Annotated in this window: 17 protein-coding genes; 10 read left to right on the top strand and 7 right to left on the bottom strand. The window is 70.1% G+C overall.

Annotation, left to right across the window (positions count from 1 at the left end):
• Positions 1-39: 39 nt before the first annotated feature.
• Positions 40-900, bottom strand: a complete 861-nt coding sequence (gene fdhD / locus E3O23_RS16590; RefSeq protein WP_134492947.1) for a formate dehydrogenase accessory sulfurtransferase FdhD — start codon at positions 898-900, stop codon at positions 40-42.
• Positions 901-906: 6 nt separating this feature from the next.
• Positions 907-2,031: a GTP 3',8-cyclase MoaA gene (gene moaA, locus E3O23_RS16585; RefSeq protein ID WP_241983522.1), complete on the bottom strand. Its 1,125-nt coding sequence runs from the start codon at positions 2,029-2,031 to the stop codon at positions 907-909.
• Between the two features lie 214 nt (positions 2,032-2,245).
• Between moaA and E3O23_RS16580 the strand changes: the two genes are divergently transcribed.
• Positions 2,246-2,563 (top strand): hypothetical protein, encoded by a 318-nt coding sequence (locus E3O23_RS16580; protein ID WP_134492945.1) that lies wholly within the window; start codon positions 2,246-2,248, stop codon positions 2,561-2,563.
• A 32-nt stretch (positions 2,564-2,595) separates the two neighbouring features.
• Positions 2,596-5,961: a DNA polymerase III subunit alpha gene (locus tag E3O23_RS16575; RefSeq protein WP_166790563.1), complete on the top strand. Its 3,366-nt coding sequence runs from the start codon at positions 2,596-2,598 to the stop codon at positions 5,959-5,961.
• Positions 5,962-5,969: 8 nt separating this feature from the next.
• Here the strand turns inward: E3O23_RS16575 and E3O23_RS16570 are convergent, their stop codons facing one another.
• Positions 5,970-8,288, bottom strand: a complete 2,319-nt coding sequence (locus E3O23_RS16570) for a transglycosylase domain-containing protein (RefSeq protein WP_166790562.1) — start codon at positions 8,286-8,288, stop codon at positions 5,970-5,972.
• A 280-nt stretch (positions 8,289-8,568) separates the two neighbouring features.
• Here E3O23_RS16570 and E3O23_RS16565 point away from each other — a divergent pair, with 280 nt between their 5' ends.
• The 5 genes from E3O23_RS16565 (at position 8,569) to E3O23_RS16545 (ending at position 14,841) form a co-directional block, all read left to right on the top strand.
• Positions 8,569-9,408, top strand: a complete 840-nt coding sequence (locus tag E3O23_RS16565; RefSeq protein WP_241983521.1) for a TIGR00645 family protein — start codon at positions 8,569-8,571, stop codon at positions 9,406-9,408.
• A 121-nt stretch (positions 9,409-9,529) separates the two neighbouring features.
• Positions 9,530-11,005 carry a maltokinase N-terminal cap-like domain-containing protein gene (locus tag E3O23_RS16560; protein ID WP_166790561.1) on the top strand — a complete coding sequence of 492 codons (1,476 nt, stop codon included), beginning with the start codon at positions 9,530-9,532 and terminating at the stop codon, positions 11,003-11,005.
• 88 nt (positions 11,006-11,093) lie between these two features.
• Positions 11,094-12,815, top strand: a complete 1,722-nt coding sequence (locus E3O23_RS16555; RefSeq protein WP_134492939.1) for an NAD(P)/FAD-dependent oxidoreductase — start codon at positions 11,094-11,096, stop codon at positions 12,813-12,815.
• The gene (locus tag E3O23_RS16550) at positions 12,812-14,212 is read left to right on the top strand and encodes an adenylate/guanylate cyclase domain-containing protein (protein ID WP_134492937.1); all 1,401 of its coding nucleotides are present in this window, start codon (positions 12,812-12,814) and stop codon (positions 14,210-14,212) included. The genes E3O23_RS16555 and E3O23_RS16550 overlap by 4 nt, the downstream gene beginning before the upstream one ends.
• A gap of 89 nt (positions 14,213-14,301) precedes the next feature.
• A complete protein-coding gene (locus E3O23_RS16545) occupies positions 14,302-14,841 on the top strand; it encodes a flavodoxin domain-containing protein (protein ID WP_134492935.1) in 540 nt (179 codons plus the stop codon).
• A 32-nt stretch (positions 14,842-14,873) separates the two neighbouring features.
• Here the strand turns inward: E3O23_RS16545 and E3O23_RS16540 are convergent, their stop codons facing one another.
• Positions 14,874-16,532 (bottom strand): ABC transporter permease, encoded by a 1,659-nt coding sequence (locus tag E3O23_RS16540; RefSeq protein WP_134492933.1) that lies wholly within the window; start codon positions 16,530-16,532, stop codon positions 14,874-14,876.
• Positions 16,529-17,470 (bottom strand): ABC transporter ATP-binding protein, encoded by a 942-nt coding sequence (locus E3O23_RS16535; protein WP_134492931.1) that lies wholly within the window; start codon positions 17,468-17,470, stop codon positions 16,529-16,531. Before E3O23_RS16535 ends, E3O23_RS16540 begins: the two co-directional genes overlap by 4 nt.
• Positions 17,471-17,668: 198 nt before the next feature.
• Between E3O23_RS16535 and E3O23_RS16530 the strand changes: the two genes are divergently transcribed.
• A complete protein-coding gene (locus E3O23_RS16530; RefSeq protein ID WP_134493022.1) occupies positions 17,669-18,721 on the top strand; it encodes an ATP-dependent DNA ligase in 1,053 nt (350 codons plus the stop codon).
• A gap of 30 nt (positions 18,722-18,751) precedes the next feature.
• Here E3O23_RS16530 and E3O23_RS16525 read toward each other — a convergent pair whose 3' ends face one another.
• Positions 18,752-21,649: a putative bifunctional diguanylate cyclase/phosphodiesterase gene (locus E3O23_RS16525; protein WP_134492929.1), complete on the bottom strand. Its 2,898-nt coding sequence runs from the start codon at positions 21,647-21,649 to the stop codon at positions 18,752-18,754.
• Positions 21,650-21,882: 233 nt separating this feature from the next.
• Here E3O23_RS16525 and E3O23_RS16520 point away from each other — a divergent pair, with 233 nt between their 5' ends.
• Positions 21,883-22,752, top strand: coding sequence for a TIGR03084 family metal-binding protein (locus E3O23_RS16520; RefSeq protein WP_134492927.1), 870 nt, complete (start codon positions 21,883-21,885; stop codon positions 22,750-22,752).
• Positions 22,749-23,345 carry a TetR/AcrR family transcriptional regulator gene (locus tag E3O23_RS16515; RefSeq protein ID WP_134492925.1) on the top strand — a complete coding sequence of 199 codons (597 nt, stop codon included), beginning with the start codon at positions 22,749-22,751 and terminating at the stop codon, positions 23,343-23,345. The genes E3O23_RS16520 and E3O23_RS16515 overlap by 4 nt, the downstream gene beginning before the upstream one ends.
• A 70-nt stretch (positions 23,346-23,415) precedes the next feature.
• Here the strand turns inward: E3O23_RS16515 and E3O23_RS16510 are convergent, their stop codons facing one another.
• Positions 23,416-24,567, bottom strand: coding sequence for an acyl-CoA dehydrogenase family protein (locus E3O23_RS16510; RefSeq protein WP_134492923.1), 1,152 nt, complete (start codon positions 24,565-24,567; stop codon positions 23,416-23,418).
• Positions 24,568-24,619 lie beyond the last annotated feature (52 nt).

Raw genomic sequence — 24,619 nt, 5'->3', positions numbered from 1 at the left:
GCAACTGAACGGCATCCGTCGCGAGTCAGCGCGCGGGAGTCAGTGCGCGGGGCTCAGTTCGCCCTGCTCGACTCGCTCTCCGCCGGCGTAGACCACCATCGAGTTGCCGCGCAGGAACCCGACGAGCGTCATCCCGACCTCGGCCGCGAACTCGGCGGCCAGCGACGACGGCGCCGAAACGGCGGCCAGCACCGGGATGCCGGCCATCAGCGCCTTCTGGGCCAGCTCGAAACTCGCCCGGCTGGAGACCATCAGCACCGTGCCGCGCAGCGGCAGCCGGTCCTCCTTGAGCGCCCAGCCGATGACCTTGTCGACCGCATTGTGCCGGCCGACATCCTCCCTGAGCACGAGCATCTCCCCCGTCGTCCCGTCGAACAGGGCCGCCGCGTGCAGCCCGCCGGTCTTGTCGAAGACCGCCTGGGCCGCGCGCAGGGTGTCCGGGAAGGCGACGAGGAGTTCCGGGTCGATTCGCATCGAGTCATCGCGGATGTCCCAGGCCGACCGGGTGCGCACGGCGTCGATGCTGGCCTTGCCGCAGAGCCCGCAGGAACTCGTGGTCAGGAACGACCTCTCCGCGCTCGGATCGGGCGCGGCGACCCCGGGCGCCAGGGTCACCTCGAGGACGTTGTAGGTGTTCACGCCCTCGTCCGTCGCCCCGGCGCAGTAGCGCGCCGTCGCGAAGTGCTCACCGCGGGTGATGACGCCCTCGGAGACGAGGAACCCGGCGACGAGGTCGATGTCATTGCCCGGGGTGCGCATCGTCACCGCGAGGGCGCGGCCGTTCACGCGCATCTCCAGCGGCTCCTCGACGGCGAGCGTGTCTTCCCGCGAGACCCGGGACGTCGCGGAATCGCCGACGGTCACCCGGATGGTCTTGCGGCGAGCTGTGATCCGGCTCAACCCCGCTCACCCGCCAATGTAGGACATCTCGATCTTCTTCTTGCCGGTCGTGCGCAGCTCCCTGGTCTTCGAGCTCCGCAGGTCCGAGTACCGATCGGTGCGCTCGCGCCAGATGGTGGCCATGACCTCGGTGAGCGCCTCGTCCGAGCATCCGGCCCGCATCAGGGCCCGCAGGTCGTGGCCCTCGGTGGCGAACAGGCAGGTGAACAGCTTGCCGTCGGTCGAGACCCTCGCCCGGGAGCAGGAGCGGCAGAACGACTGGGTGACGCTGGAGATGACCCCGAGCTCGCCGCTCCCGTCGAGGTAACGCCACCTGGCGGATGTCTCGCCGTCGTAGTTTGGTGCGATCGCCTCGAGCGGAAGCTCGGCCGTGATCCGGCTGATCACCTCGGCGGAGGGGACGACCTCGTCCATCTTCCAGCCGTTGCTCGTGCCGACGTCCATGAACTCGATGAACCGGAGGATGTAGGGCGAACCCTTGAAGTGGCGGGCCATCGCGAGGATGTCCTGGTCGTTCTGGCCGCGCTTGACCACCATGTTGATCTTGATCGGGCCGAGGCCGGCCTCGTGGGCCGCGTCGATGCCGCCCAGGACCTTCGCAACGGGGAACTTCACGTCGTTCATGGCCTGGAACGTGGCGTCGTCGAGCGAATCGAGCGACACGGTCACCCGGTCGAGCCCGGCGTCCCGCAGCGCCTGCGCCCGCACCGCGAGCGCGGAGCCGTTTGTCGTCAGGGCGATGTCGATCTTGCGTCCGTCCGGCGTGCGGAGCGCGGCGAGCATGCCCACGAGTTCCTCGAGCCCCTTGCGCAGGAGCGGCTCTCCCCCGGTGAGGCGGATCTTCTCCACACCGTGGGCGACGGAGATCCGGGCGAGCCGGGTGATCTCCTCGAAGCTGAGCAGCTCGTCACGGTCCATGAAGGCGAAGTCCCGGCCGAAGATCTCCTTGGGCATGCAGTAGACGCAGCGGAAATTGCACCGGTCGGTCACCGAGATGCGCAGGTCGCGCAGACGGCGGCCGTGGGTGTCCGTCACCGTGTCCGGCATTTGCGGGTCCGGCATTTCCGTGTCCGACAATTCGGCGCGCGCGGCATCGCCCGGTACCGGGGCGAAGACGTCGACGCTGGTCATACCTCGAGACTAACCCTCGCAGCGGTGGGTCGCGTCAGTCGTGCTGGTTGCCGGTGACCGTGCGCGCGCACTGTTCGCCAACGCTGTAGCGGGTGTCGGAGGTCTGGCGTACACTTTTCAGTATCGAACATACGTTCGAGTTCATGCGAGTGCATAAACGTTGCACCAAGCCGAGTGCATGAACGCTGCACGAGGCAGTACGAGAGGTCGGGCCATGTCGCAGGTCGCATTTCCACAGGTCGCATCTTCACAAATCACATTCCCGCGGATCATCGACGCGCGGGTCGACGTGGAGCTCTCCGCAGACGGCGATCCGCGCGCGTTCATCTGGAATCGATTCGAACACACCGTCATCGGGCAGCCCCAGGCGGTCTTCTCCCGCACCAGCTGGTGGGAGAACGACGGGGTGCCCACCCGCATCGACACCGAGCTGTGGCGCCTCGATGCGTCACGCGGAGGCGAGGAACAGCACCGTTACGACCTGCGACACGATGTCGACGGGTCCTGGGTGCTGGCTCTCGACTGGGGATGACAGTGGGGATGACACCGGGGACGATACCGGGCATGGCGTTCCCGCACCTCCACGTTGCCAGCGCGTACTCCCCGCACTACGGCGTGACGCTCCCGGAGGCCCTCGCCGAGCAGGCCGCGGCGCAGGGCGCCGGATTCCTCGCCGTGACCGACCGGGACGGCCTCTACGGCGCGGTCAAGCACGTGCGCGCGTGCGTGGCGGCGGGCATCCACCCGGGGCTCGGCGCCGACCTGGCCGTGCATGACGACGAGCACCGGTCCATCGGGCGGGTGGTGGTGCTCGCGCACGGCACCACGTCCGGCCGCGGCTACGCTGCTCTCTGCCGCGCGGTCTCTGCTTGTCATGAAGTCCCTGCTTGTCATGAATCCGGCTCCGCCCACCGGGCCGGCAAGACACCGTCGATCAACCGGGCCCGCCTCGCCGAACTGGCCGGCCTCCGCGCCCTCACGGTGCTCATCGGTCCCGATTCCGACGTGGGCGCCGCCCTGCTCCGCCGCGACACCGCCGAGGCCCGTGCCCGCCTGGCGTCGTGGCTTCGGGCGATGCCTCCCGGGTCGCTGGCCCTCGAGGTGGTCTGCCACCTCGCCGACTCCGGCCGACCCGGCAGCGTGGCCCCGGCCACCCGGATGCTCGGCCTCGCCGAACACACGGGGCTGCCGGCCGTGCTCACCAACGCCGTTCGCTACGGCACCCCGGAAGAGGCGGTCACGGCCGACCTCGCCGACGCCGCCCGCGCGCTCACCCCGCTCGCCCAGCTGGAGCAGCTGCAGTCCAACGGGCAGGCATGGCTGAAGCCGGCAGCGCTGATGCGGCAGGTCGCCCGGATGGTGGTCGACGCCGGCACCCACGAGGGTGGAGCCCTCGAGCGTCTCCTCCGGGACACAGAACTGCTCGCGGAACGATGCGCGCTCGACCCGGTCGCCGACATCGGCCTGGGCCGGCCGCGCATGCCGGAGGCGAGCGTCATCGGCGTCACCGGCGACCCGGTCGCCGAGCTATGGCGGCGCGCGCGGCACGGCATCGACACCCGGTACGCCGGAACCGGCCAGGTCGAGGCCGCGCACGCCCGCCTGGCCCACGAGATGGAGACCGTCGAACACCTCGGCTTCGCCAGCTACTTCCTCACCGTGGCCCGGGTCGCGGACCTCATCCGGGACATGGGCGTGCGCATCCAGGCGCGCGGCTCCGGCGTGGGCTCCGTGCTCAATTACGCCCTCCACACCTCGTCGGTGGAACCCCTTTCCAATGGACTGCTCTGGGAGCGTTTTCTCTCCCCCGAACGCCAGACCCTGCCTGACATCGACCTGGACGTGGAGTCGGCCAGGCGACACGACATCTACCGGGCCATCTTCACCACCTTCGGCAGCGACCGGGTCAGCCTGATGTCGATGACCAACGCCTACCGGGGGCGCGGCGCCGTGCGCGATGCGGGCCTGGCCCTGGGGCTGCCCGACGACCAGGTCGCCGCGATCGCGAAACAAATGTGGCGCTTCAACGCCCGCGACTTCCGGCGCGCCCTCGACGAGAAACCGGAGCTCGAGGCGCTGGCCGCCGAGGTGCGCGAGTCGCAGCAGCTCGACCTGCTCGTCGACCTGACCGCGAAACTCGACCGGCTCCCCCGGCACATCTCGGTGCACCCCTGCGGCGTCATCCTGTCCGACACCTCGCTGCTGGACCGCACCCCGGTGCAGGCATCCGGGATGGGCCTGCCGATGTCCCAGTTCGACAAGCACGACATGGACCCGATGGGCCTGATCAAGCTCGACATCCTCGGCGTGCGCATGCAGTCCGCGATGGCGCACGCCGTCGCCGAGCATCGCCGGCTCACCGGGGAGACCATCGACCTCGACCGGGTGCCGCTGGATGACCCGGCGACCTATGAGCTCATCCGCTCCACCCGCACGCTCGGGATCTTCCAGCTGGAGTCCCCCGGCCAGATGGAGCTGGTCGGCAAGCTCCAGCCCGAGGTGTTCAACGACCTCACCGTGGAGATCTCCCTGTTCCGGCCCGGGCCGATGCAGAACAACATGCCGCTGCTCTACCTGCAGGCGCGGCACGGCGAGGTCGCCCCCGATTACCTGCACCCCCGGTTCGAACCGATCCTGCGGGAAACCAAGGGTGTCGTCATCTTCCACGAGCAGGTGATGCGCCTCTTCGACGAACTGACCGGCTGCGGCCTGGGCAAGGCGGATGTCTTCCGCCGCCACCTGGGCAAACCCGACCAGCTCCCCGAGATCGAGGTCTGGCTTCGAGAGCGCGCCCTCGAGCGCGGGTTCCCGCCCGCGGTCATCAGCCGGGTCTGGAAGGTCCTCGCCGGGTTCGGCAGTTTCGGCTTCGCCAAGGCCCACGGCGCCGCCTTCGCCCTGCCCACCTACCAGTCCGCGTGGTTGAAGACCCACCATCCGGCCGTGTTCCTGGCCGGCCTCCTCACCCACGACCCCGGCATGTGGCCCAAGGACCTGCTCGTCGCCGAGGCGCGCACGCTCGGCGTCCCCGTGCTGGGGCTCGACGTGCAGCACAGCGCCCTCGATTCCCGGGTGGAGGAACTCGTCGACGGACGGCAGGGCATCCGGCTGGCGCTGCCGGAGCTGGCCGGCAGCAGCGAAACCGAGCGCGCCAGGATCGCCCGGCATCAGCCCTTCACCTCGCTGCAGGACTTCCGGGATCGCGTGCGGCCGAGGCGCAGGACGTTCGAGGCCCTGGCCAGGGTCGGTGCGCTAGACAGTTTCATCGGCTACGACCGTGATCGCCGCCACGAACTCCTTGCCCACATCCAGGGGCTGCAGGGCACGGCCGTCGCCATCGACGACGACCAGCTCGCCTTCGATGTGGACCTGCCCGTGCCCGACTACCTGGGCGCCGTCACCTCACTCGACCTGCGGGGCCGCACGCAGACCGACCTGGAGCTGCGGGATCTCCACCTGGCCATCGGCCACCACCAGATGGAACGCTTCCACTCCCTCTTCACCGAGCTCGGGGTGACCCCGGCGTCAGCGCTCGGGTCGCTGCCCGGCGGGACCGAGGTGCTCATCGCCGGAGTCCGGCGCGCCACCAATACGCCGCCGATGCGGGGCGGGCGGCGGGTGGTCTTCGTCAGCCTCGACGACGGCACCGGCCCGGTCTCCAACGTCGTCTTCTTCCACGACGCCCAGGAACGGGTCGGCGGGCAGGTGTTCTCGACGAACTATATGCTCGTGCGCGGCCGCACCCGCCGGTCCGGCGCGAAGGGCGTTTCCGTGACCGGCGAGAACCTCTGGGACCTGTTCGAGGTGGCCCGCCAGGTCGCCGCGCGGAAGGCGGCGGATCGGCTGGCGGCGGCGAACACCGCGGCCCAGCACACCGCGGAGCAGCACCACAGCAACGTGCAACGGCTGTGGCCACTGAGCCGACGAGCCTGAGCCGACGCCTACCCGCCCTTTCCGCCCTTGCCGCCCCCGCCGTTCTTGTCCTTGCCCGGATTGTCCCGCCCTTCCTTGCCGGGTGTCGGCTTCTCGCCCGGCGGCTTGGCGGGCTCCGGCTTCGTGGGCGTCGCATCCGGCTTCGGGGTCGCCGGCTTCGGGGTCGGTTTCGGCTTGGGCGCCTCCACCTTGCCGATGACCGAGCCGGAGGCCTCCGGGAAGGAACCGCCCCCGTACTTCGCGTTCGCGACCGACATCACTGCCGGCCACATGCGGTGGCGGGCGGTGGCGGCGTAGCCGCTAGCGAAGGAGAAGTGCCGCTGGTTGAGCGTGCCGGTCACGGCGACCACCCCGACGACCGTGGCCACCTTGGTGCTCGCCCCGCTCATCCAGGTGTCCTTGGCGCCGTCGGTCGTCCCGGTCTTGCCGATCATCGGCACCCGCGGCGACGTGTCGGCGTAGGACTGCTGGGCCGTGCCGTTGGTCATGACCCGCTGCATGGCGTAGTACATGCCGGCGACGAGCTTCGGGTCCAGGGAGCGCTTGCACGCGGTCTTCGGCACCGGCAACTCGGTGCCGTCGGCCCCGACCACCCGGTCGATCGCGACCGGTGAGCAGGTCACGCCCTTGTTCGCGATCCCGGCGAAGGCGACGGCCATGGTCAGCGGTGCGATCTCATTCGTCCCGATCACCGAGCTGGCCCCCTGGGCGAGCGCCCTCCGGTCGGCCCGGTGCACTCCGAACGACTCGGCCGTCTTGCGGATGCCGCAGAGGTCGAGTTTCTTCGCCATCCCGATGAAGCCCGTGTTGATGGATCCCACGGTCGCCTGCAGTGCGCTGTAGTTCGAGCCGGACTCGTTCTGGTCGTTTCGCGGGTTGAACCCCTGGGCGTCGTAGTTCTGCGGCCCGAGGCAGCTGTCCCGGAACGTTCCCCAGTTCGACTTGCGGCGGGTGTCGGACCGTTCGTTGAGGGTGTGCCCCTCCTTGAGCCACTCGGCGAGGGTGAAGACCTTGTAGGTGGACCCGGGCTGGAACCCGCTCGAGCCGCCTTCGTCGTAGTCCGTGTTGTAGTTGATGCCGGTGTAGTTGCGGCCCTTCGCCTGCACGGCCGGGTCTTGGCTGTAGTCCTTGTTCTGCACCATCGCGAGCACCCGGCCAGTGCCGACCTGGACGCTGGAAATGACGCCGCCGACATCGCCGCCGGCGAAAACCTTCGGGATGTTCTTGTTCATCGTGGCGATCGCGGCACGCTGCAGGTCGAGGTCGAGGGTCGTGTACACGTTGTAGCCGCCCCGGCGGAAGTTGAGCCTGCGCTCGTCCGCGTCTTTGCCGAAGACGGGATCGTTGAGCAGCTTCTTCGTGACGTAGTCGCAGAAGTAGGCGCTGGAACCGGCGCTCTGGCAGCCCGTGCTCGGCTCCGTGATCTTCGGCTCCACCGGCGTGGCGACCGCCGCCTTGTAGGCCGCCCTGGTGATCTTGTCCTGCTTGTACATCTCCCTGAGGATGTAGTCCCGGCGTTCCCGGTTGGCCGCATACCCGTTCGCCGCGCCGTTGCTTTCGCTGTTCGGGTAGTCCAGCTGGAACTTGACCGGGTTGTTCACGATCGCCACGAGGCTGGCGGCCTGCGGCAGGGTCACCTTCGCCGCGGTCGTGCCGTAGTAGTAGTTGGCGGCGGCCTCGATGCCGTACACCGTTCCGCCGAAGCCGGTGATGTTGAGGTACTGCCGGAGGATCTCGTCCTTGGAGTACCGCTTCTCCACTCCGATCGCCAGCCGCATCTCCTTGAGCTTGCGCTCAGGGGTGGTCTCGGTCGCGGCGAAGTAGCAGGCGTCGTGTTTCCTGGTGTCGGCAATGGCCTCGCACTTCTGCACCAGGACGTTCTTCACATACTGCTGGGTGATCGAGGAGCCGCCCTGGGTCTGTCCGCCGGCGGCGGTCTTCACGGTCGCCCGCACGGTGCCCTGCAGATCGACGCCGTTGTGCTCGTAGAAGCGGGGGTCTTCGCCGGCGACGGCGGCATCCTTCGCGTACTGGCTCATCGAGTCGAACGGGATCTCGACGCGGTTCTGGTCGTAGAACGAGGCAAGGAGCACGTGGCGCCCGTTGGCTTCGGTGGCGTAGATGTTGCTCTTCTGGGCGAGCTGGTCGATGGCCACGTAGTCGGGCAGGTTCTCGAACACATTGATCGTGTTCGTCGCGGCCATCCCCGTCACGGCGAGGACCGGGGCGATGCCCGCGGTGACGAGCACGCCCGCCATGGCGCTCACGATCACGAGCCCGAGGAATCCGCCGAGCACCCCGCCGGGAGTGCGGTGCTCGTGGAACATCGAATTTCGTGACCGTCTCGACATCACCCGACTACCCCCAAACTGGAAGCCTCATCCACCCGCAAGCGGCCGACGGCGAACTCGCCATCGGCAGTCCAGCATCATCCGGACGGCAGATTCGGTCAAGGGGGTCGACCGCACTCGTTCTACAATCGATCCCGACGGGCACCGGGAGGGATGCGGGCATGACCTCACCGTCACCTTCGGCGGCGCTCGTGCGAGTCCCCGGATGACTCCGGTCACAGCGGGCTCCCATCCGGGACTGCCCTAAACTCGTACGGTGACTCCAACAGCCAAACCGCGCCTTTTCCGTGAGCAATCCAGTTGGGTGCAGGGCGTCGGATTCATGATCTTCTTCAGCCGCTGGCTGCAGGCACCGCTCTACATCGGCCTGATCCTCGCGCAGATCATCTATGTCGTCGTCTTCATGGTCGAACTGTTCCACCTCGGCTCCGGCGTGGTGGACTCCCTCCTGAACCCCGGGTCGCATGGCATCGAGATTGACGAAGCCAAGATCATGCTCGCGGTCCTCGGCCTGATCGATGTCGTCATGATCGCGAACCTCCTGATCATGGTCATCATCGGCGGCTATGAGACGTTCGTGTCCAGAATCCGCATCGACGGACACCCCGACCAGCCGGAATGGCTCTCCCACGTCAACGCCAACGTGCTCAAGGTCAAACTCGCGATGGCCATCGTCGGCATCTCGTCGATCCACCTGCTCAAGACGTTCATCGAAGTCGGCGACCTGGCCGCCCGCGGTGCGACGCCCAGCGCCGGCGCTGAGAGCGTCACGGGCGAGGCCTACACCTGGGACGGGGTGCTCTGGCAGGTCATCATCCACATGGTCTTCATCCTCTCCGCCATCGCGCTGGCCTGGATCGACCGGATGTCCCAGTCGGGCGGCCACGCTCCGGCAGCCTCCCCGTCCGCCGCCGGCCCTGCCTTCCCCGCCGGACCGGAGCCGCGGCTGGCCCTGGACGCTCCGCACCGGGGCGACCCGGCGCTCGGGTCCGCGGCTGCGGGCCACCTGCTCCAGCTCGGGCAGCTCCGCGATGCGGGAGTGGTGACCGAGGTCGAGTTCGAGACCAAGAAGTCCGAGCTCCTGGCGCGATTCTAGGCCCCGCCTGCGAGGTCCGATGGTCCCGCGACTACCTCCACACGAGGCGGCACCATGCCGCGGGCGTCACGCCGTCGGCGAACAGGTCACAGGCTCCGGCGCGCCAGCGTACTGTGACCATATGGGTGAGCACAGGTCCGATCCGGACCGAGACGTTGCGGCGCTCGCACGTCCGGGCGCCGACCGCGGCACGGCGCTCCCGGAGTACGTCAACCGGTGGGTCGCGCGGCAGCGCTGGTACGGGGGGACGGGGCGCCTCCCCGCCCTGCGGAGCATCGGCGACTGGACCCTGCCGACGACCGAACCCGGGGTGAGCATCCGCACCCACCTGGTGCTCGACACGGCGAGCCCGGAGCTGCCGCTATTCCAGCTGCCGCTCACCGAGCGCGTGACGGCCCTGGCGCAGGGCGAACCGGCCCTCGTGGGCAGGGGCGCCGGGGGCGTGTTCGTCTACGACGCCCCGCAGGACCCGGGCTATGCGCCGGCACTGCTGAGCTTCATCCTGGGGCGGGCATCCTCCCCCGCCGCTCTGGATCACGACGCTTCCGCCCACGGCGAGACGCTGCCGGCGGGCACGGCGGCCGCGGACGCGGCGACCGTCGTGGCCAGCCGGGTGGTCAGCGGCGAGCAGTCCAACACCTCGATCATCGTCGACACCGCCGACGCCCACGGGATTCCCTCCCGTCCGATCATCTGCAAGGTGTTCCGGGCCGTCCACCACGGCGAGAATCCGGATGTCGTCCTGCAGCCCGCCCTGGCAGCGGCGGGTTCCCGGTTCGTGCCGGCCCCGCTGGGCTGCCTGCTGGGCGAGTGGGATGATCCCGGTCAGCCCGACGGGCGCGCTCGTGGCCACCTGGCGTTCGCCCAGGAGTTCCTGCCGGGCGTCGAGGATGCCTGGCGGGTGGCGCTCGCCGCCGCCGAGGCCGGCGACGATTTCAGCGCCGAGGCGCGCACGCTGGGCGAGGCGACGGCCTCCGTGCACGCGGACCTCGCCCGCGCCATGCCGACCCGCGAGGCCACGCCCGAGTTCATCGGTGGCGTGTTCGAGGGCATGTGCGAGCGCCTGCGCGCGGCCGCCCAGGAGGTGCCGGCCCTCGGCGCTTACCGCCCGGCGATCGAGGCCGTCTTCGGCCGGGTGCGGTCGGCTCCCTGGCCCAGGCTCCAGCGCATCCACGGCGATTATCACCTCGGCCAGGTCCTGCACGCCCCAGGTCGGGGCTGGGTCCTGGTGGACTTCGAGGGTGAGCCCCTGCGGCCCATGCACGAACGCGACCAGCCGGATGTCGCCCTGCGCGATGTCGCGGGCATGCTCCGATCCTTCTCCTACTCGGCGGGCACCATCGGCATGGCGCACCCGGAACGCGATCCCGCCCGGGCCGCGGAGTGGGCCGCGGCCTGCCGCCGGGCGTTCCTCGAGGGCTACGCGGCACGTTCCGGGCGGGATGTGCGGGACGACGGAGCCCTCCTCGACGCGTTCGAGCTGGACAAGGCCGTCTACGAGACGGTGTACGAGACCCGCAACCGGCCCGCGTGGCTGCCGATCCCCCTGGCCGCGATCCGGAGCCTCGTCGAGGCGGCCGCCGGCACCGCCCGCTGAGCCTCGCGGTGGCCGGGGCGAATGGCCGAGAGTACACTCGGCTCCGCCGGCCCGTCCGGTCGGCTCAGCCAGGGGTGGAGGAGCGGAAATGGTTGCGGGCACCCGGTCACAGAAGCGGCCCATCATCCTGTTGTCGATCGGGGAGGCCGGTGCACGGGCAAGCGTGCGTGAGGAGCTGGAGCGCCGCTACTCCGCCGACTACCAGGTCATGGAGTCTGACACCGCCGCCCGGGCGAGCGAGGTGTTGCGCGAGGCCGCGAACCGCGGCGAGCAGGTGGCGCTGCTGCTGGCGGACGACGCGAAGCTCCTGCCCGGCGGCGAGACGGTTTTCGCCGAGGCTCGACGTCTGTTCCCGGACATCCGCCGCGGGCTCCTGATCAACTGGGGCGCCTGGGCGGATCGGGCAACGACCGAGAGTGTGCTCCAACTCATGGCGACGGGCCAGATCGACTACTACGTCATCAGGCCGTGGCAGTCGCCCGACGAATACTTCCACCGCACCGTCACCGAGTTCCTCCTCGAGTGGGAGCGGGCGATCGGCCTGCGGCCCCGCGAAGTCACCGTGATCGGAGACGACGCGCAACCGCGCGTCCATGACCTGCGCAGCGTCCTCGCTCGCGGAGGCGTCCCGCACGCCTACGCGGCCCCCGACTCCGACGAAGGCAAGCGGATGCTGGCCCAGTCGCGAGTGCGGTACGCCGGAGTCCCCCTGGTGCGCCTTCTCGACGGCCGGATCCTGAGCGACCCGAGCTACGCCGAGCTGGCGCAGGCCTACGGGCTGACCACCGAGCTGCCGGAGGCAGGCGAGGTCGACGTCGTGATCGTCGGCGCCGGGCCGGCCGGACTGTCGGCGGCCGTCTACGCGGCATCCGAGGGACTGCGCACCTTCGTGATTGAACGCGAATCGATCGGCGGGCAGGCCGGGTCCAGCTCGCTCATTCGCAACTACCTCGGCTTCGCCCGCGGCATCTCGGGCTCGGAGCTGGCCGCGCGCGCCTACCAGCAGGCGTGGGTCTTCGGCGCCGGTTTCGCCCACTCGCGAGACGTCGTCGGCCTCCACGCCGACGACGGCGGATTCCGGGTCACGGTCGCCCCCGGGGAGGTCCTTCGCGCGCGCTCGGTCGTGATCGCCGCCGGGGTGTCGTACCGCCGGCTGGCGGTGCCCGAGCTGGCCGAGCACGTCGGCGTTTCGGTCTTCTATGGGGCGTCGGCGGTCGAGGCCCGGGCGCAGGCCGGGAAGACCGTGCACGTCGTCGGCGGAGGCAACTCGGCCGGCCAGGCCGCGCTTCACCTGGCCCGCTACGCGAAGTCGGTCACCCTGCTCGTCCGAGGCCTGACCCTGGCCGAGAGCATGTCCCAGTACCTCATCGACCAGCTCGAGGCCGCCGGCGTCCGGGTGGAGACGAATGTGGAGGTCGTCGGCGGCGGCCCGTCCGGCCGCCTCGACCACCTCGTGCTGCGCGACCGCGCGACCGGCGTCGACCGCGTCGTGCCCAGCGACGCACTCTTCGTGCTGATCGGCGCCGCGCCGCACACGGAATGGCTGCCGGAGGGCGTCGTGCGCGACCGCTGGGGGTACATCCTCACCGGCGAGGACGTCCTGGCCGAGGGCGGCCGCCGGGCCTGGCCGCACGAACGGGCGCCCGGCGCCCTCGAGTCCTCGCTGCCGGGCGTGTTCGCGGTCGGCGACGTGCGCCGGGGCTCGGTCAAACGGGTGGCGTCCGCGGTCGGCGAAGGATCGGTCGTCGTGTCCGCCGTGCACGAGTACCTGGCGCGGGCCGGCGCCGGGGACGCCTCGCGACGCGCATGACCGGGCCGTCGAGCGCGCCGTCAACAAGACCGACCCTGCGGCTGGCCGTCCCGACGGCGGCTCTCCTGCTCGCACCCCTCGGCGGTCTGGCGCTGCTCGTCTTCCGGCCCGACCTGGACGGCGCCTGGGAGCACCACCCGGCGCACTTCTGGCTGGTGCTCGGGATCGGCGGGATCAACGCGGTGCTGGCCTACGCAACCGGATCCGCCGCCCGGCTGCGCGGGGACGCCCGGCTGCTGCTCGTGTCCCTCGCCTTCCTGGCCGCGGCCGGCTTCCTGGCCCTGCACGCCCTCGCCACCCCGAAGGTCCTGTTGGACGCACCCAACCCCGGCTTCGTCCTCGCCACGCCCGCAGGCCTCCTGGTTGCGGCCGTTTTCGCCGCCGCCTCGAGCCTGCGCCTCAACGATGATCGCGCCCGCAGGATTGTGCGGAGGGCACCCTGGCTGCTCTGGGGCCTGATCGCCCTCATGGTCCTCTGGGGCGTCGCCTCTCTCGCCGGCGTCGGTCCTCAGGGCCCGGCCGTCGCGGAAACCGCGTCCGGCCCCCTGACCTGGCTCGCCGTGTCGGGCTTCGCTCTGTATGCCCTCGCGGTCGTCAACTACCTGCGCCTGCCTCGTGCGGCGGGGTCAACGCTGACCCTGGCCATGGCAGCGGCTTTCACCCTGCTGGCCGAGGCGGAGATCGCGCTCATTTGGGGCCGGAACTGGCATGCCTCCTGGTGGGAATGGCATCTGCTCATGCTGGCCGCGTTCGTCGTGATCGCGATCGCCGCGCAGCGGTCCTGGCGCGAGGAGCGCTGGGCCGAGCTCTACCGGGCGGAGACGGCCTCGTCCGATCGACCCATTTCGGTGGTCTTCGCCGACCTGCAGGGCTTCACCACGTTCTCCGAGAAGCACTCGCCGGCGCAGGTCACCGAGATGCTGAACCAGTACTTCACGGTGGCCATCCCGCCGATCGTGGAGCGCTTTGGCGGCCACATCGACCGGATCATCGGCGATGCGATCATGGTGACCTTCAACACCCACGGCGACCAGCCCGACCACGCCCGGCGGGCAGCCGGCGCGGCGCTTGCGCTGCAGGCGGCGACCGCGTCCGTCGCGCAGGCGCACCCGGGCTGGCCTCGGTTCCGCGCCGGCGTCAACACCGGGATCGCGACCGTCGGCGTCGTCGGGACCGCGGGCGGACGAACCTACACGGCGATCGGCGACGTGGTGAACGTCGCCTCCCGCCTCGAGGCGCTCGCCCCGGTCGGCGGCGCGGTGGTGAGCAGCGAAACGCTGGCCGGCCTGGCCGGCGCCCAGACCACGCCGCTCGGGCGGCACCCCGTGAAGGGGCGAACGGAACCCGTCGACGTACACCTGCTCGTGGCGCTCCCGGCGGCCGAAGGCCCGCCCTGAACAGGCACGCTCCGAACGGAACGCCCGAGTGTATTGTCGCGAAGAGCACCCAGGATCCGAAGACACACCAGGAGCTGAAGGAGATCCCCATGACGGTACTCGTCGCGTACTCGAGCAAATACGGCGCCACCGAGGGCATTGCCGAGCGGATCGCGGCCGCGCTGCGGACGGCCGGCGTCGAAGCGGATGCGCGCCCGGTGGAGTCGGTGGACGACCCCGCAGCCTACGACGCCTTCGTGATCGGCGCGTCAGCCTACATGGGCTCGTGGCGCAAGGACGCGACCAGGTTCGTGCGGCGGCACCGCGACCTGCTCGCCGCCCGCGCGGTGTGGCTGTTCAGCAGCGGCCCCCTCGGCACGGAGCGCACGGATGCCGAGGGCCGAGATGTGCTCGTCCAGGCGCAGCCGAAACAGTTCGCGGAATTCGCGGAGAGCATCAAGCCCCGCAACGTGCAGGTCTTCTTCGGGGCGATGGACCTCTCGAGGCTCCGGGGACGCGACCGCCTGGTCAGCAGGATTCCCGCCGTGGAGAAGATCCTGCCCAACGGAGACTTCCGGGACTGGCCCGCGATCGACGCGTGGGCGCAAGGCATCGCCCAGGAACTGGCGTCTGCGCCAACGGGGGCATAGCCAACGGGGGCATAACCGACCGGGGCCCAGGCTCACGCCCGACGCGGCTCCCAGCGAAAGAATCGCACCGCCAGCGCAGCGGCGCCGGCCGCCCAGACGAGCAGCACCGCGTAGTGGACCCAGTCCAGCACCGGTCCGCCCGGATCCCAGGCGTCGGCGAGGGCGTTCTGCAGGTGCTTGAGCGGGAACAGCGAGCCGAAGGTGCTGAGCCAGTCCGGTCCCCCGCCGCCGATGAATACGTCGGAGGCGAACGAGAGCACGAACAGGAACATCAGCCCGACCGCCCCGACGGCGCGAGCGTTGGGCACCAGGGCCGCCAGCAGGAATCCACAGGCGGCCAGCGTCAGGGTCCCGAGCAGGACGACCAGCACCCCCAGGGCCAGGCCCGCCGCCGGGATCCGCAGCCCGAAGAAGGCGTAGCCGGTGGCCAGGACGAGCACGGCGATCAGGAAGGTCAGGGCGAGCCCCGCGGCGGTGACCCCGACCAGGTATTGGCTCGCCGACAGCGGCGTGCCGCGCAGGCGCTTGAGTCCGCCCCGGTCGCGCGCGCGGGCCACCGCCTCTGGCAGGTTCATGAAGACAGCCGTGCCGGCCCCCCAGGTGATCATGCTGGCGGCGAAGAAGGTGGCGAACGGCATCCCGCCCGGCAGCACCACGTTGCCCTGCATCGTCAGCAGCAGCGCGTAGAGCCCGACCGGGATGACGACGAAGAGGAGGGATCCGGGGTCGCGCCAGGTTGCCCGGTTCGCGGCGCGCGCCTGGTCGAACACCAGCCGCGAGGCCGAAGGCCGCCTGGCCGTTCTCGCCGGGCCGGGGGCGCCGGCCTTCTCGCGCGCGGCCGGCCCGGCTTCGGCTACGCCCGGTGCGTGCGTGCGCACGGAGCGCGGCTGCCGGCGGAACGCCCAGACGGCGACCAGCGTGCCGGCCACCCCCCAGGCCGCGACGATCGCCAGCGCGGCCGGGTCCCAGCCGGAGCCTTCCTCGAACGGGTCGAACTGCGTCTTCAAGGCATCCGTGTAGGGCTTGAGCGGGAACGCGGCGGCGATGCGGGACAGCCATTCGGGAAGTTCACCGCCGATCACGAACATGCCGGAGATGAAGGCCAGCACGATGGACGCGCCGATGGCGATCGCCTGGGCCATGGCGGCCGTGGCGGACACCGTGGCGACGGCCAGGCCGAGCGCGGAAAAGGACGCGATGCCCACCAGGAGGGTCACCACCAGGGCCAGGGCGGTCTCCGCCCGCACCTCCACGCCGTAGGCGACGACGGCGACCGCCAGGGTGACCGCGAGGGAGGCCACCGCGAAGATGAGGGCCGCGCCGATCTGCCCGGCCAGGTAGGCCCAGGCGGGCAGCGGCGTTCCGCGCAGGCGCTTCAGGACACCGCCGTCCCTGGCCTCGGACAGCGAGGTCGCCAGGGTGGGGAAGGTGGCGAAGAAGGTGCCCATCGCCACCGCGACCGGCGTCACGAACTGCATCACCCGAACGCCCGATACCGGGTCGACGGTCTCGTTCCCGGCCACGATGCCGATGACCACGAGCCAGACGATGGGCATGGCAAACGTGAAAATGAGGACCATCCTGGTGCGCCACAGTGCCCTGACGGCATAACCGACCTGGGCCAGGGCCAGCCGGGCCGCGGCCGGACGCCCCGCCTCTGCCGCCCGGACCGGCGCGGCCGGCCTGGTCATGGCTGCCGCGACGGGGCCGGCGATGAGACGTCCTCCCCCGTGGCCACGCCCCCGATCAGTGCCAGGTACGCGTCCTCGAGGGACGGACGGCGCAGGCCCAGCGCGGGCAACTCACCCCCGCGGTCCAGCGCCCACCCGGTGAGCGTGTGGAGCACTGCGGCGGGGTGGTCCGTTTCCACGACCCACCCGACCCCCTCGGCAACCGGGGCCGCCCCCAGGGAGGGGAGCTCCCCGATGCCGACGCCATCCGGCAGCCGGAAGGAGACCACGGCGTCGTGCTGTTCCGCGGCAAGCTCGTCCGGCGTCCCCAGCGCCACCAGCCGTCCGCGGACGATCACGGCCACCCGGTCGGCAAGGTGTTCGGCCTCGTCCAGATAGTGCGTGGTCAGCAGCACCGTCTTGCCCAGGTCTCGAAGCCCTTCGACGAGGTCCCAGGCCCGCCGGCGTGCGGAGGGGTCGAAGCCGGTCGTCGGTTCGTCCAGGAACAATAGCTCCGGGTCGCCCACGAGCCCGAGGGCCAGGTCCAGGCGCCGGCGCTGCCCGCCGGAGAGCGTCTTGACGCGGGCGTTCTTCTTGTCGGACAGGCCGACCTGGCCGATCACGGCCTCGACGCCGAGGCGCCGGGGGTACATTCCGCGATACAGGCTCACGAGCTCCCGCACGGTGAAGTCCTCGTCGAACCCCGCCTCCTGCAGCACGATCCCGATGCGTTCCCGGAACTCTCGCCCGCCGGTCTGGGGATCGAAGCCCAGCACCTCCACGGTGCCGCCGTCCGGACGCCGGTGCCCTTCCAGGATTTCGACGGCCGTCGTCTTCCCGGCGCCGTTCGGGCCGAGCAGCGCGAAGATCTCACCCTGCTCGATGGTGAACGACAGGTCATCGAGCACCGTGACCCCGCCGTACCGCTTTCGAAGACCGTCGACCTTGACCGCAATCACGGCACCACTCCCCTGCGTTGACCCCCGTGTGCCCCGATGTTAATCCTCGGTCCGCGCGGTCGATAGGCCTCCCGGCGCAGGCCCTAGCGGAGAACGAAAGTCGGAGTTAATATGAAACCGAGAGCCCCGGCGGCAAAGGAGATGAGAATCGACTATGTGTGACCCGGGGCTCTCCTCCTGCCTCGCGCCGTGCTCGGCATGACGCTCTCCGCGGCATCCCCGATCTCGCCCATGCTCGCGAAGGCGGTCGGAACGGTACCGGAACCGGACAGCGTGCCGGGCGGACTCTCGTACGAACCGAAGTGGGACGGCTTCCGGGGCATCGTCTACTTCGACGGCGATACCTGCGAAATCGGCAGCAGGGGGTCGAAGCCGCTGACGCGCTATTTCCCGGAGCTGACCGACGCCTTCACCCGGCTGCTGCCGGGGCCGTGCATCCTCGACGGCGAGATCGTCGTCCGCACCGGGGCCCCCGGGCGCGAACGGCTCGATTGGGAAACCCTCTCCCAGCGCATCCACCCGGCGGCCAGCCGCATCCGCACCCTCGCCGAGCTGACGCCGGCGGTGTTCGTGGCGTTCGACCTGCTCGGCCAGAGCGATACCTCCTGGCTCGATGTCCCGTTCGGGCAGCGCCGCACGGCGCTCGAAGAGCTGCTGGGCGGACTCGGGGCCCCGATCCACCTGACCCAGGTCACCACGGACGTGGAGCTCGCCCGCCGCTGGCTGGTCGAGTTCGAAGGCGCGGGCCTCGACGGCGTCGTCGCAAAGCCTCTGGCCGCCGCCTACGCCCCCGGCAAGCGCGTGATGCTGAAGACCAAGCATCAGCGCACGGCGGACGTCGTGCTCCTCGGCTACCGCGTCCACGCGAGCGGCTCCGGGGTGGGCTCGCTGCTGCTGGGGCTCCACGACGACAACGGGAACCTGGTCAACGTCGGCGGAGCATCCGCGTTCACCTATGCCCGCCGGCTCGAACTGGTCGATGAACTCGCGCCGCTCGTGCTCCGCGACGACGCGGGCGAGATGGTGCGCGGCGAGACGGAGCGCAGCCGATTCTCCGCCGGCCGGGACACCTCGTACGTGCGCGTGCGGCCCACCCGGGTGCTCGAGGTGCGCTACGACCAGATGGAGGGCGCGCGGTTTCGCCACACGGCCCAGTTCTTCCGCTGGCGCCCCGACCGCGACGCCCGGTCCTGCACGTTCGAGCAGCTCGAGCGTCCGGTCGCGTATGACCTCAGCCGCGTGCTGCTCTGACCCACCCCCGCGAAACCGCAGTTGTGCGCTTTATTCGTGCCGTTTAGCGCGCACAACTGCGGTTTCGCGGGAGGATATTGCGGTCGAACTCGCCAGGAAACCCTCGAAGTGCACGACCGGTGCCGCCTGCGGCGCGGGCTTCGAGAACAGGTAGCCCTGCCCGTAGCGGCAACCCATTTCCCGCAGCAGCTCCAGCTGGCCCGTCGTCTCAATGCCTTCCGCGACGACCTCCAGCTTCAGCGAATCCGCCAACCGCACGACGCCCTCGACGATGGCGCGATCGCGTGCCGAGTTTTCGATATCGCGCACGAACGTCATGTCGATCTTCAGCAGGTCGACGTCGAATTCCCGGAGGTGGGTGAACGACGAGTAACCCGTGCCGAAGTCGTCGATGGCCAGGCGCACGCCCAGGTCGCGGAGTTCCTGGAAGGTCCTGGCCGCCGAGCCGATGGCATCCATCACGGCGCTTTCGGTCAGTTCCAGCCAGAGCTGGTTCGGCGCGAGCCCCGAGGTGCTGAGCGCTCGTTTGACCACGGCGCCGAAGTCGTCTCGGACGAATTGCCGCGGAGAAACGTTGACGCTGACGGCCATGCCCCCCTCCAGCGCCGTGGCCGCCAGGCACGCCTGGCCGAGGACCGTGCTGCCGATCTCCTTGATCAGCCCCACCTCTTCGGCGATCGCGATGAATTCTCCCGGCATCACCAGCCCGCGCTCGGGCCGACGCCAGCGTGCGAGCGCTTCGGTGGCCACGACGGTCCGTTCCCGGAGGTCCACGATCGGCTGGTACCAGGTCTCGATCTGGCCGAGGTCCACCGCGCTCCGCAGGGCGATCTCCGTGTCGAGGCGCCGGTCGATCCGCCCACGCAGATCGTCGTCGAATACCTCGTAACGCGCGCGCCCGCGGTCCTTCGCCAGGTACATCGCCTGATCCGCGTCGCGCAGGATCGCTTCCGGGTCGTCGTGGCCGACCCCGAAGGCGATGCCGATGCTGGCGTCGACGGATGCGACGTGCTCGCCGATCTCGATCGGCAGGGCGACGGACTTCTGCAGGGCATCCGCGAGGTGGGCGACGTCCCGGCTGCTGTCGACATCGGGGCAGACGACGACGAATTCGTCACCGCCGATGCGAGCCACGGTGTCCGACGCCCGTGCGCCCTGGCGGAGCCTCGCGGCCACCTCGACCAGGACCGCGTCGCCGGAGTGGTGACCGAGGCTGTCATTGACGACCTTGAACCGGTCCAGGTCGATGAAGAGCACGGCGACTCCCCGGCCGTGGCGTGCCGCCTGCAGCAGGGCCTGGGACAGCCGGTCGAGCAGGAGCAGCCGGTTGGGCAGGTTTGTCAGCGGGTCGTGGAAGGCGAGGTGTTCCACGCGCGCCTCGGCCAGCCTGCGGGCCGTGATGTCCTCCAGTTGGTACAGCACACCTCCCACGTGCTCGCCTTCATGGATCTGGGCGACACTGACCTTCACCCAGGTTTCCTCGGCGTCGCTGCGCCGCATCCGTCGGTCCACGCGCTGCCGGGAGCTCTCGAGGGGCCCGCCCCGACGGGCATCCGCGCCGACGGTTTCGAGCGGCAGGAATACGGCCTCGATGGGCCCGCCCAGGACGTCGGTGGACCGGCCGGCCAGCTCGAAGAGGCGCCGGTTGGCTTCCAGCACCCGGCCGTCAAGTGACACGATGGCCGTTCCGAGCGGTGACCAGGCGAAGGCCGCCTCGAACCGCGCGCGAGCGGCCGACGCCGCCTGCTCCGCGGCACGCAGGGCGGTCACGTCCGTGACGCTGGCAAGATGCCCTGTCACGGTTCCCCGGTCGCGAATCGGCGTCGTGGTGACCTGCACCGAATTGACCTGCCCGTCCGGAGTGCGAAAGCGCACCGTGCTCGAGTAGGCGGTACCGGCCGAGACGCACTCTCCCCATTCGGCGAGCACCCGGTCGGCGTCGTCGGGGTGAAGCGCCGAAGCCCAGCCGGCGCCCAGGGACTCGTCCAGGGTCAGGCCGCTCACGCTGAGCCACTGGTTGTTTGCCGTGAGCAGCCCGCCCTGGCTGTCGAGCTGCACGATGCCCACCGGCGCGAGCCGAACGAGCGCCTGGAGTGCGTCGGCGGTCTCCGCCAGCTCGTGCGTTCGTGCCTGGACCGTGGTCTCGAGCATGCGGTTCGTCTCGGCCAGCGTGGCGAGGGCGCCGTCGCGTTGCCGGTCGAGTTCGCGCAGCCTCAGGGCGGCTACCCAGGTCAACGCGGAGCCGAGGATGGTCATGCTCAGCACCAGCGCCGCGACGGCGAACGGGGTGTCGAACCACCCGAGGCGCTGCGCGGTCAGGAACAGCCAGCCCAGGGCGAAGGGCCCGAGGATGAAGAAGGGAATCGCCGGACGTACCAGCCTTCCGGCACTGCCGGAGTCGCCGGCCAGCGCGGCCAGGCCAACGGAGGGGTGCTGCAGGAGTATCACCCCGGACAGCAAAGCGATCCCGACGGCGGTGAGCAGGGCCATGCTGGTGTACCCGCCGACGGTGTACAACGAGGAAACGCCGTAGACGTAGCCGAGGATCGCGATCTGGCTGACGCCCAGGGCGACAAAGGCGAGGCCGAGCGTCAGCGTGCTGCGCGCCCACCGGCTCGACATCACGGAGCCGCCCAGCACGAACAGCGAGAGGGCCGTGGACGGCGCCATCCTCGGCGCGTCCCCGTTGAACTCGATTCCGGGCAGCAGCGTGTCGACGCCGAGGGAAGTTCCCAAAGCGTACTCCGCGAGCGACAGGCCGCCGATGGCGAACACCGCGACGCCCAGGACCACCGTGACCCGTGGGCGCGCGTAAGCGACCAGGGCGATCGACAGGAGCACCAGCCCCAGCGCCGACGTCGGCTTCATCGCGAGGAGTCCGGGCATCATGCCCGCCAGCGCCGCCCCGCCGGTGGTGTACCACGCCAACAGCACGGTCAACGCAGCCGCGCCAACAAGGACCGCACCGAAACGCCCGACCAACTGCAATGTTTTCCCTTGTTACCGCAGGCGCAGACATGCCGCCCTACGCCAGAAGGATACAGCCCACGGCCGCCGGATCGGGGGCAGGGCGGGCCGCGGAGGCGTGTCGAGCAGGGAATTCCGGTGATCGGCGATTCACATTCGTTAAACTCGGAGAAACCCAACGTCTGGAGGCGCCCATGGCCATGGATGACCGGAGCTTCGCGTCTCTCCTGCGCGACCTCGCGACGGAGAGCGCTGAGCTGGCAAACGCGCTCCGCCGGCTCTCCGCCGCGGAGTGGTTGCTCGCCACTCCGGCGGCGGGCTGGGACATCCACGACCAGGTCGTGCACCTGGCCTTCTTCGGCGATCTCGCGCTGCTCGGCTTCACCGACCCGGAAGGGTTCGGGGCCGCCGCCGACGAACTCCGCGCGGCCGGACCGGATTGGGTCGACGTCACCAACGCACAGCGCACGGCGCTCGCACCGGACGACACCCTGCGCTGGTTCACGGACAGCCATGCCGCGCTCGGCCGGGTGCTCGCCGAGGCGGGCCCCGGGGCACGCACCGCGTGGTTCGGCCCCTCGATGAGCGCCGCCTCCGCCGCGACGGCCCGGCTCATGGAGACGTGGGCCCACGGCCAGGACGTCTACGACGCGCTGGGACTGGAGCACCAGGCCACGGACCGGGTGCGGCACGTGTGCCACCTCGGGGTCATCACCCGAGGCTTCGCCTACGAACTGCGCGGGCGGGGCGCTCCCCCGGAAGACGTGCGGGTCGAGCTCTTGGCCCCGGGCGGAGGCCGGTGGGCCTGGGGTCCGGCCGATGCCGCGGACCGGATCACCGGCAGCGCCAACGACTTCGCGCTGGTCGTGACCCAGCGGCGACACCGTGCGGACACAGCCCTCCGGGCGACGCCGGGCGCGGCCGAGGACTGGCTCGGAGTGGCCCAGGCCTTCGCCGGCGCTCCGGGCGGCGGGCGCCTGCCGGGACAATTCAGCGGCCGGCAGGCCGGCCAGCCCACCGGCCAACTCACCGGCCAACTGACCGAGGACGAAGGCTCGCAATGACAGACACCGGGCCCAAGTCAGCCAAGGGCGCCGACCGGCGCGAGCTGATCCTGCGGTCAGCCGCGGACCTCATGGCGGAGGCCGGCTACTCGGCCGTCAGCATGGCACAGATCGGGGCGGCCGCGGGGATCGTCGGTTCGGGCGTGTACCGCCACTTCGATTCCAAGGCGACGATCCTCGGCGTCCTCCTCGAGCGCGTGATCGACGCGATGCACTCGGGCACGCGCGACATCATCGCCACGACGGAGGCCGGGCCGGCCCGGCTGGATGCGATGATCCGCAAACAGACCGAAATCGTGATCGAGAACCGCTCACTCGTCGCCGTCTATCTCCGCGACTCCGGCAACCTGCCGGCCGAGGAACTGCGCCGGCTCCGCAGGCAGCAGCGCGAACTGATCGGCGAATGGATGCGCGTCTGCGCGGAGATCTCGCCCGGGTCGAGCGAGCCGGAACTGCGCATGGTCGTCCAGGGCGTGCTCGCCCTGATCAACTCGATCTGCACCTATGACAATCGGCTGCCCGCCCCCCAGATCATCGCCGCGATCACCGAGATGGCGAGTTCGGCGCTCAGGACGGGCGTCACCGTCCCCTGACAGTTTGAGTTGCGGAGAAGGAACCTTCAATTTCGTGACGAAGGTGTTTTCTCCCAACCGGGAGTTGCAATCAGTAGGACTTCGGCAGTCCCAGGCTGTGCTGCGCGATGTAGTTGAGGATCATCTCCCGGCTCACCGGGGCGATGCGCAGCAGGCGGGCCAGGCCCCAGTAGGGCAGGAGTCCGTATTCCTGGGCCAGGCCGTTGCCGCCCATGGTCTGGATGGCCGCGTCGATGGCGGCCAAGGCCGCCTCGGCCGCCGCGTACTTGGCCGTGTTCGACGCCTCGCCGGCCGGCAGCCCGGCGTCGTGCAGCCAGGCGGCCTTGCGCATCATCAGGGCGGCGAGCTCGGTCTCCATGCTCGCCTTCGCGAGGGGATGCGCGAGGCCCTGGTGGGTTCCGAGCGGAACGCCCCACACCTCCCGCTCGCTGGCGTACTTCGCAGCCTGGGCGAGGGCGAACCGTGCGATGCCGATGCACAGGGCCGCGCCGGTGATGCGCTCGGGGTTGAGTCCGTGGAAGACCTGCTGGAAGCCCTTCCCCTCCTCGCCGACGAGGGCGTCCGCTGGCACGCGCACATCGTCGAAGAAGAGGGTGTACTGCTTCTCCGGAAGCATGACGTCCATCTCGATCCGCGTCTTCTCGAGTCCCGGCGTGCCGACCGGCACGATGAAGAGCGACATCAGCGGCTTGCCGTCGTCCTTGCGGCCGGTGCGGGCAACGACGAGCACCGCGTCGGACTCGTCGACGCCGGAGATGTAGTACTTGGAGCCGGAGAGAACCCAGTCGTCGCCATCGCGGCGAGCCGTGGTGGCGATCAGGTGCGTGTTGGAGCCGGCGTCGGGCTCCGTGATGGCGAAGGCCATCTTCGATGTGCCGGCCGCGAGGCCGGGAAGCCAGGCCTGGCGCTGGTCATCCGTGCCGAAGGCCGTGATGACCTCGGCGGAGATGGCCGCCGAGACGAGGATGAGGAGCAGCGGGACACCCTGGGCGGCGCTCTCCTCGGCGACGAGGGCGAGTTCGAGCATTCCGGCTCCGCCGCCGCCGAACGCTTCGGGGATGTTGACGCCGATGAGCCCGGCCTCACCGAGTGCCTGCCAGACCTCGTCGCAGGGCTCGCGGTTCTTGGAGTGCTCGGCGTAGTAGGTGCCGCCGTAGGGCCTGACGATGCTGGCGACCGCCGCCTTCAGGTCTGCATGCTCATCTGAGAGAGAAAAATCCACGTCGACTCCAATTGTGATTCTGAATTCACTTATTGGCAATACTACCTCAGGG

This window comes from Cryobacterium tagatosivorans (assembly GCF_004402215.1).
Taxonomy (GTDB): Bacteria; Actinomycetota; Actinomycetes; order Actinomycetales; family Microbacteriaceae; genus Cryobacterium; species Cryobacterium tagatosivorans.
The sequence above is the reverse complement of the archived record's forward strand: the minus strand, read 5'-3'. Positions and strand labels throughout refer to the sequence as shown.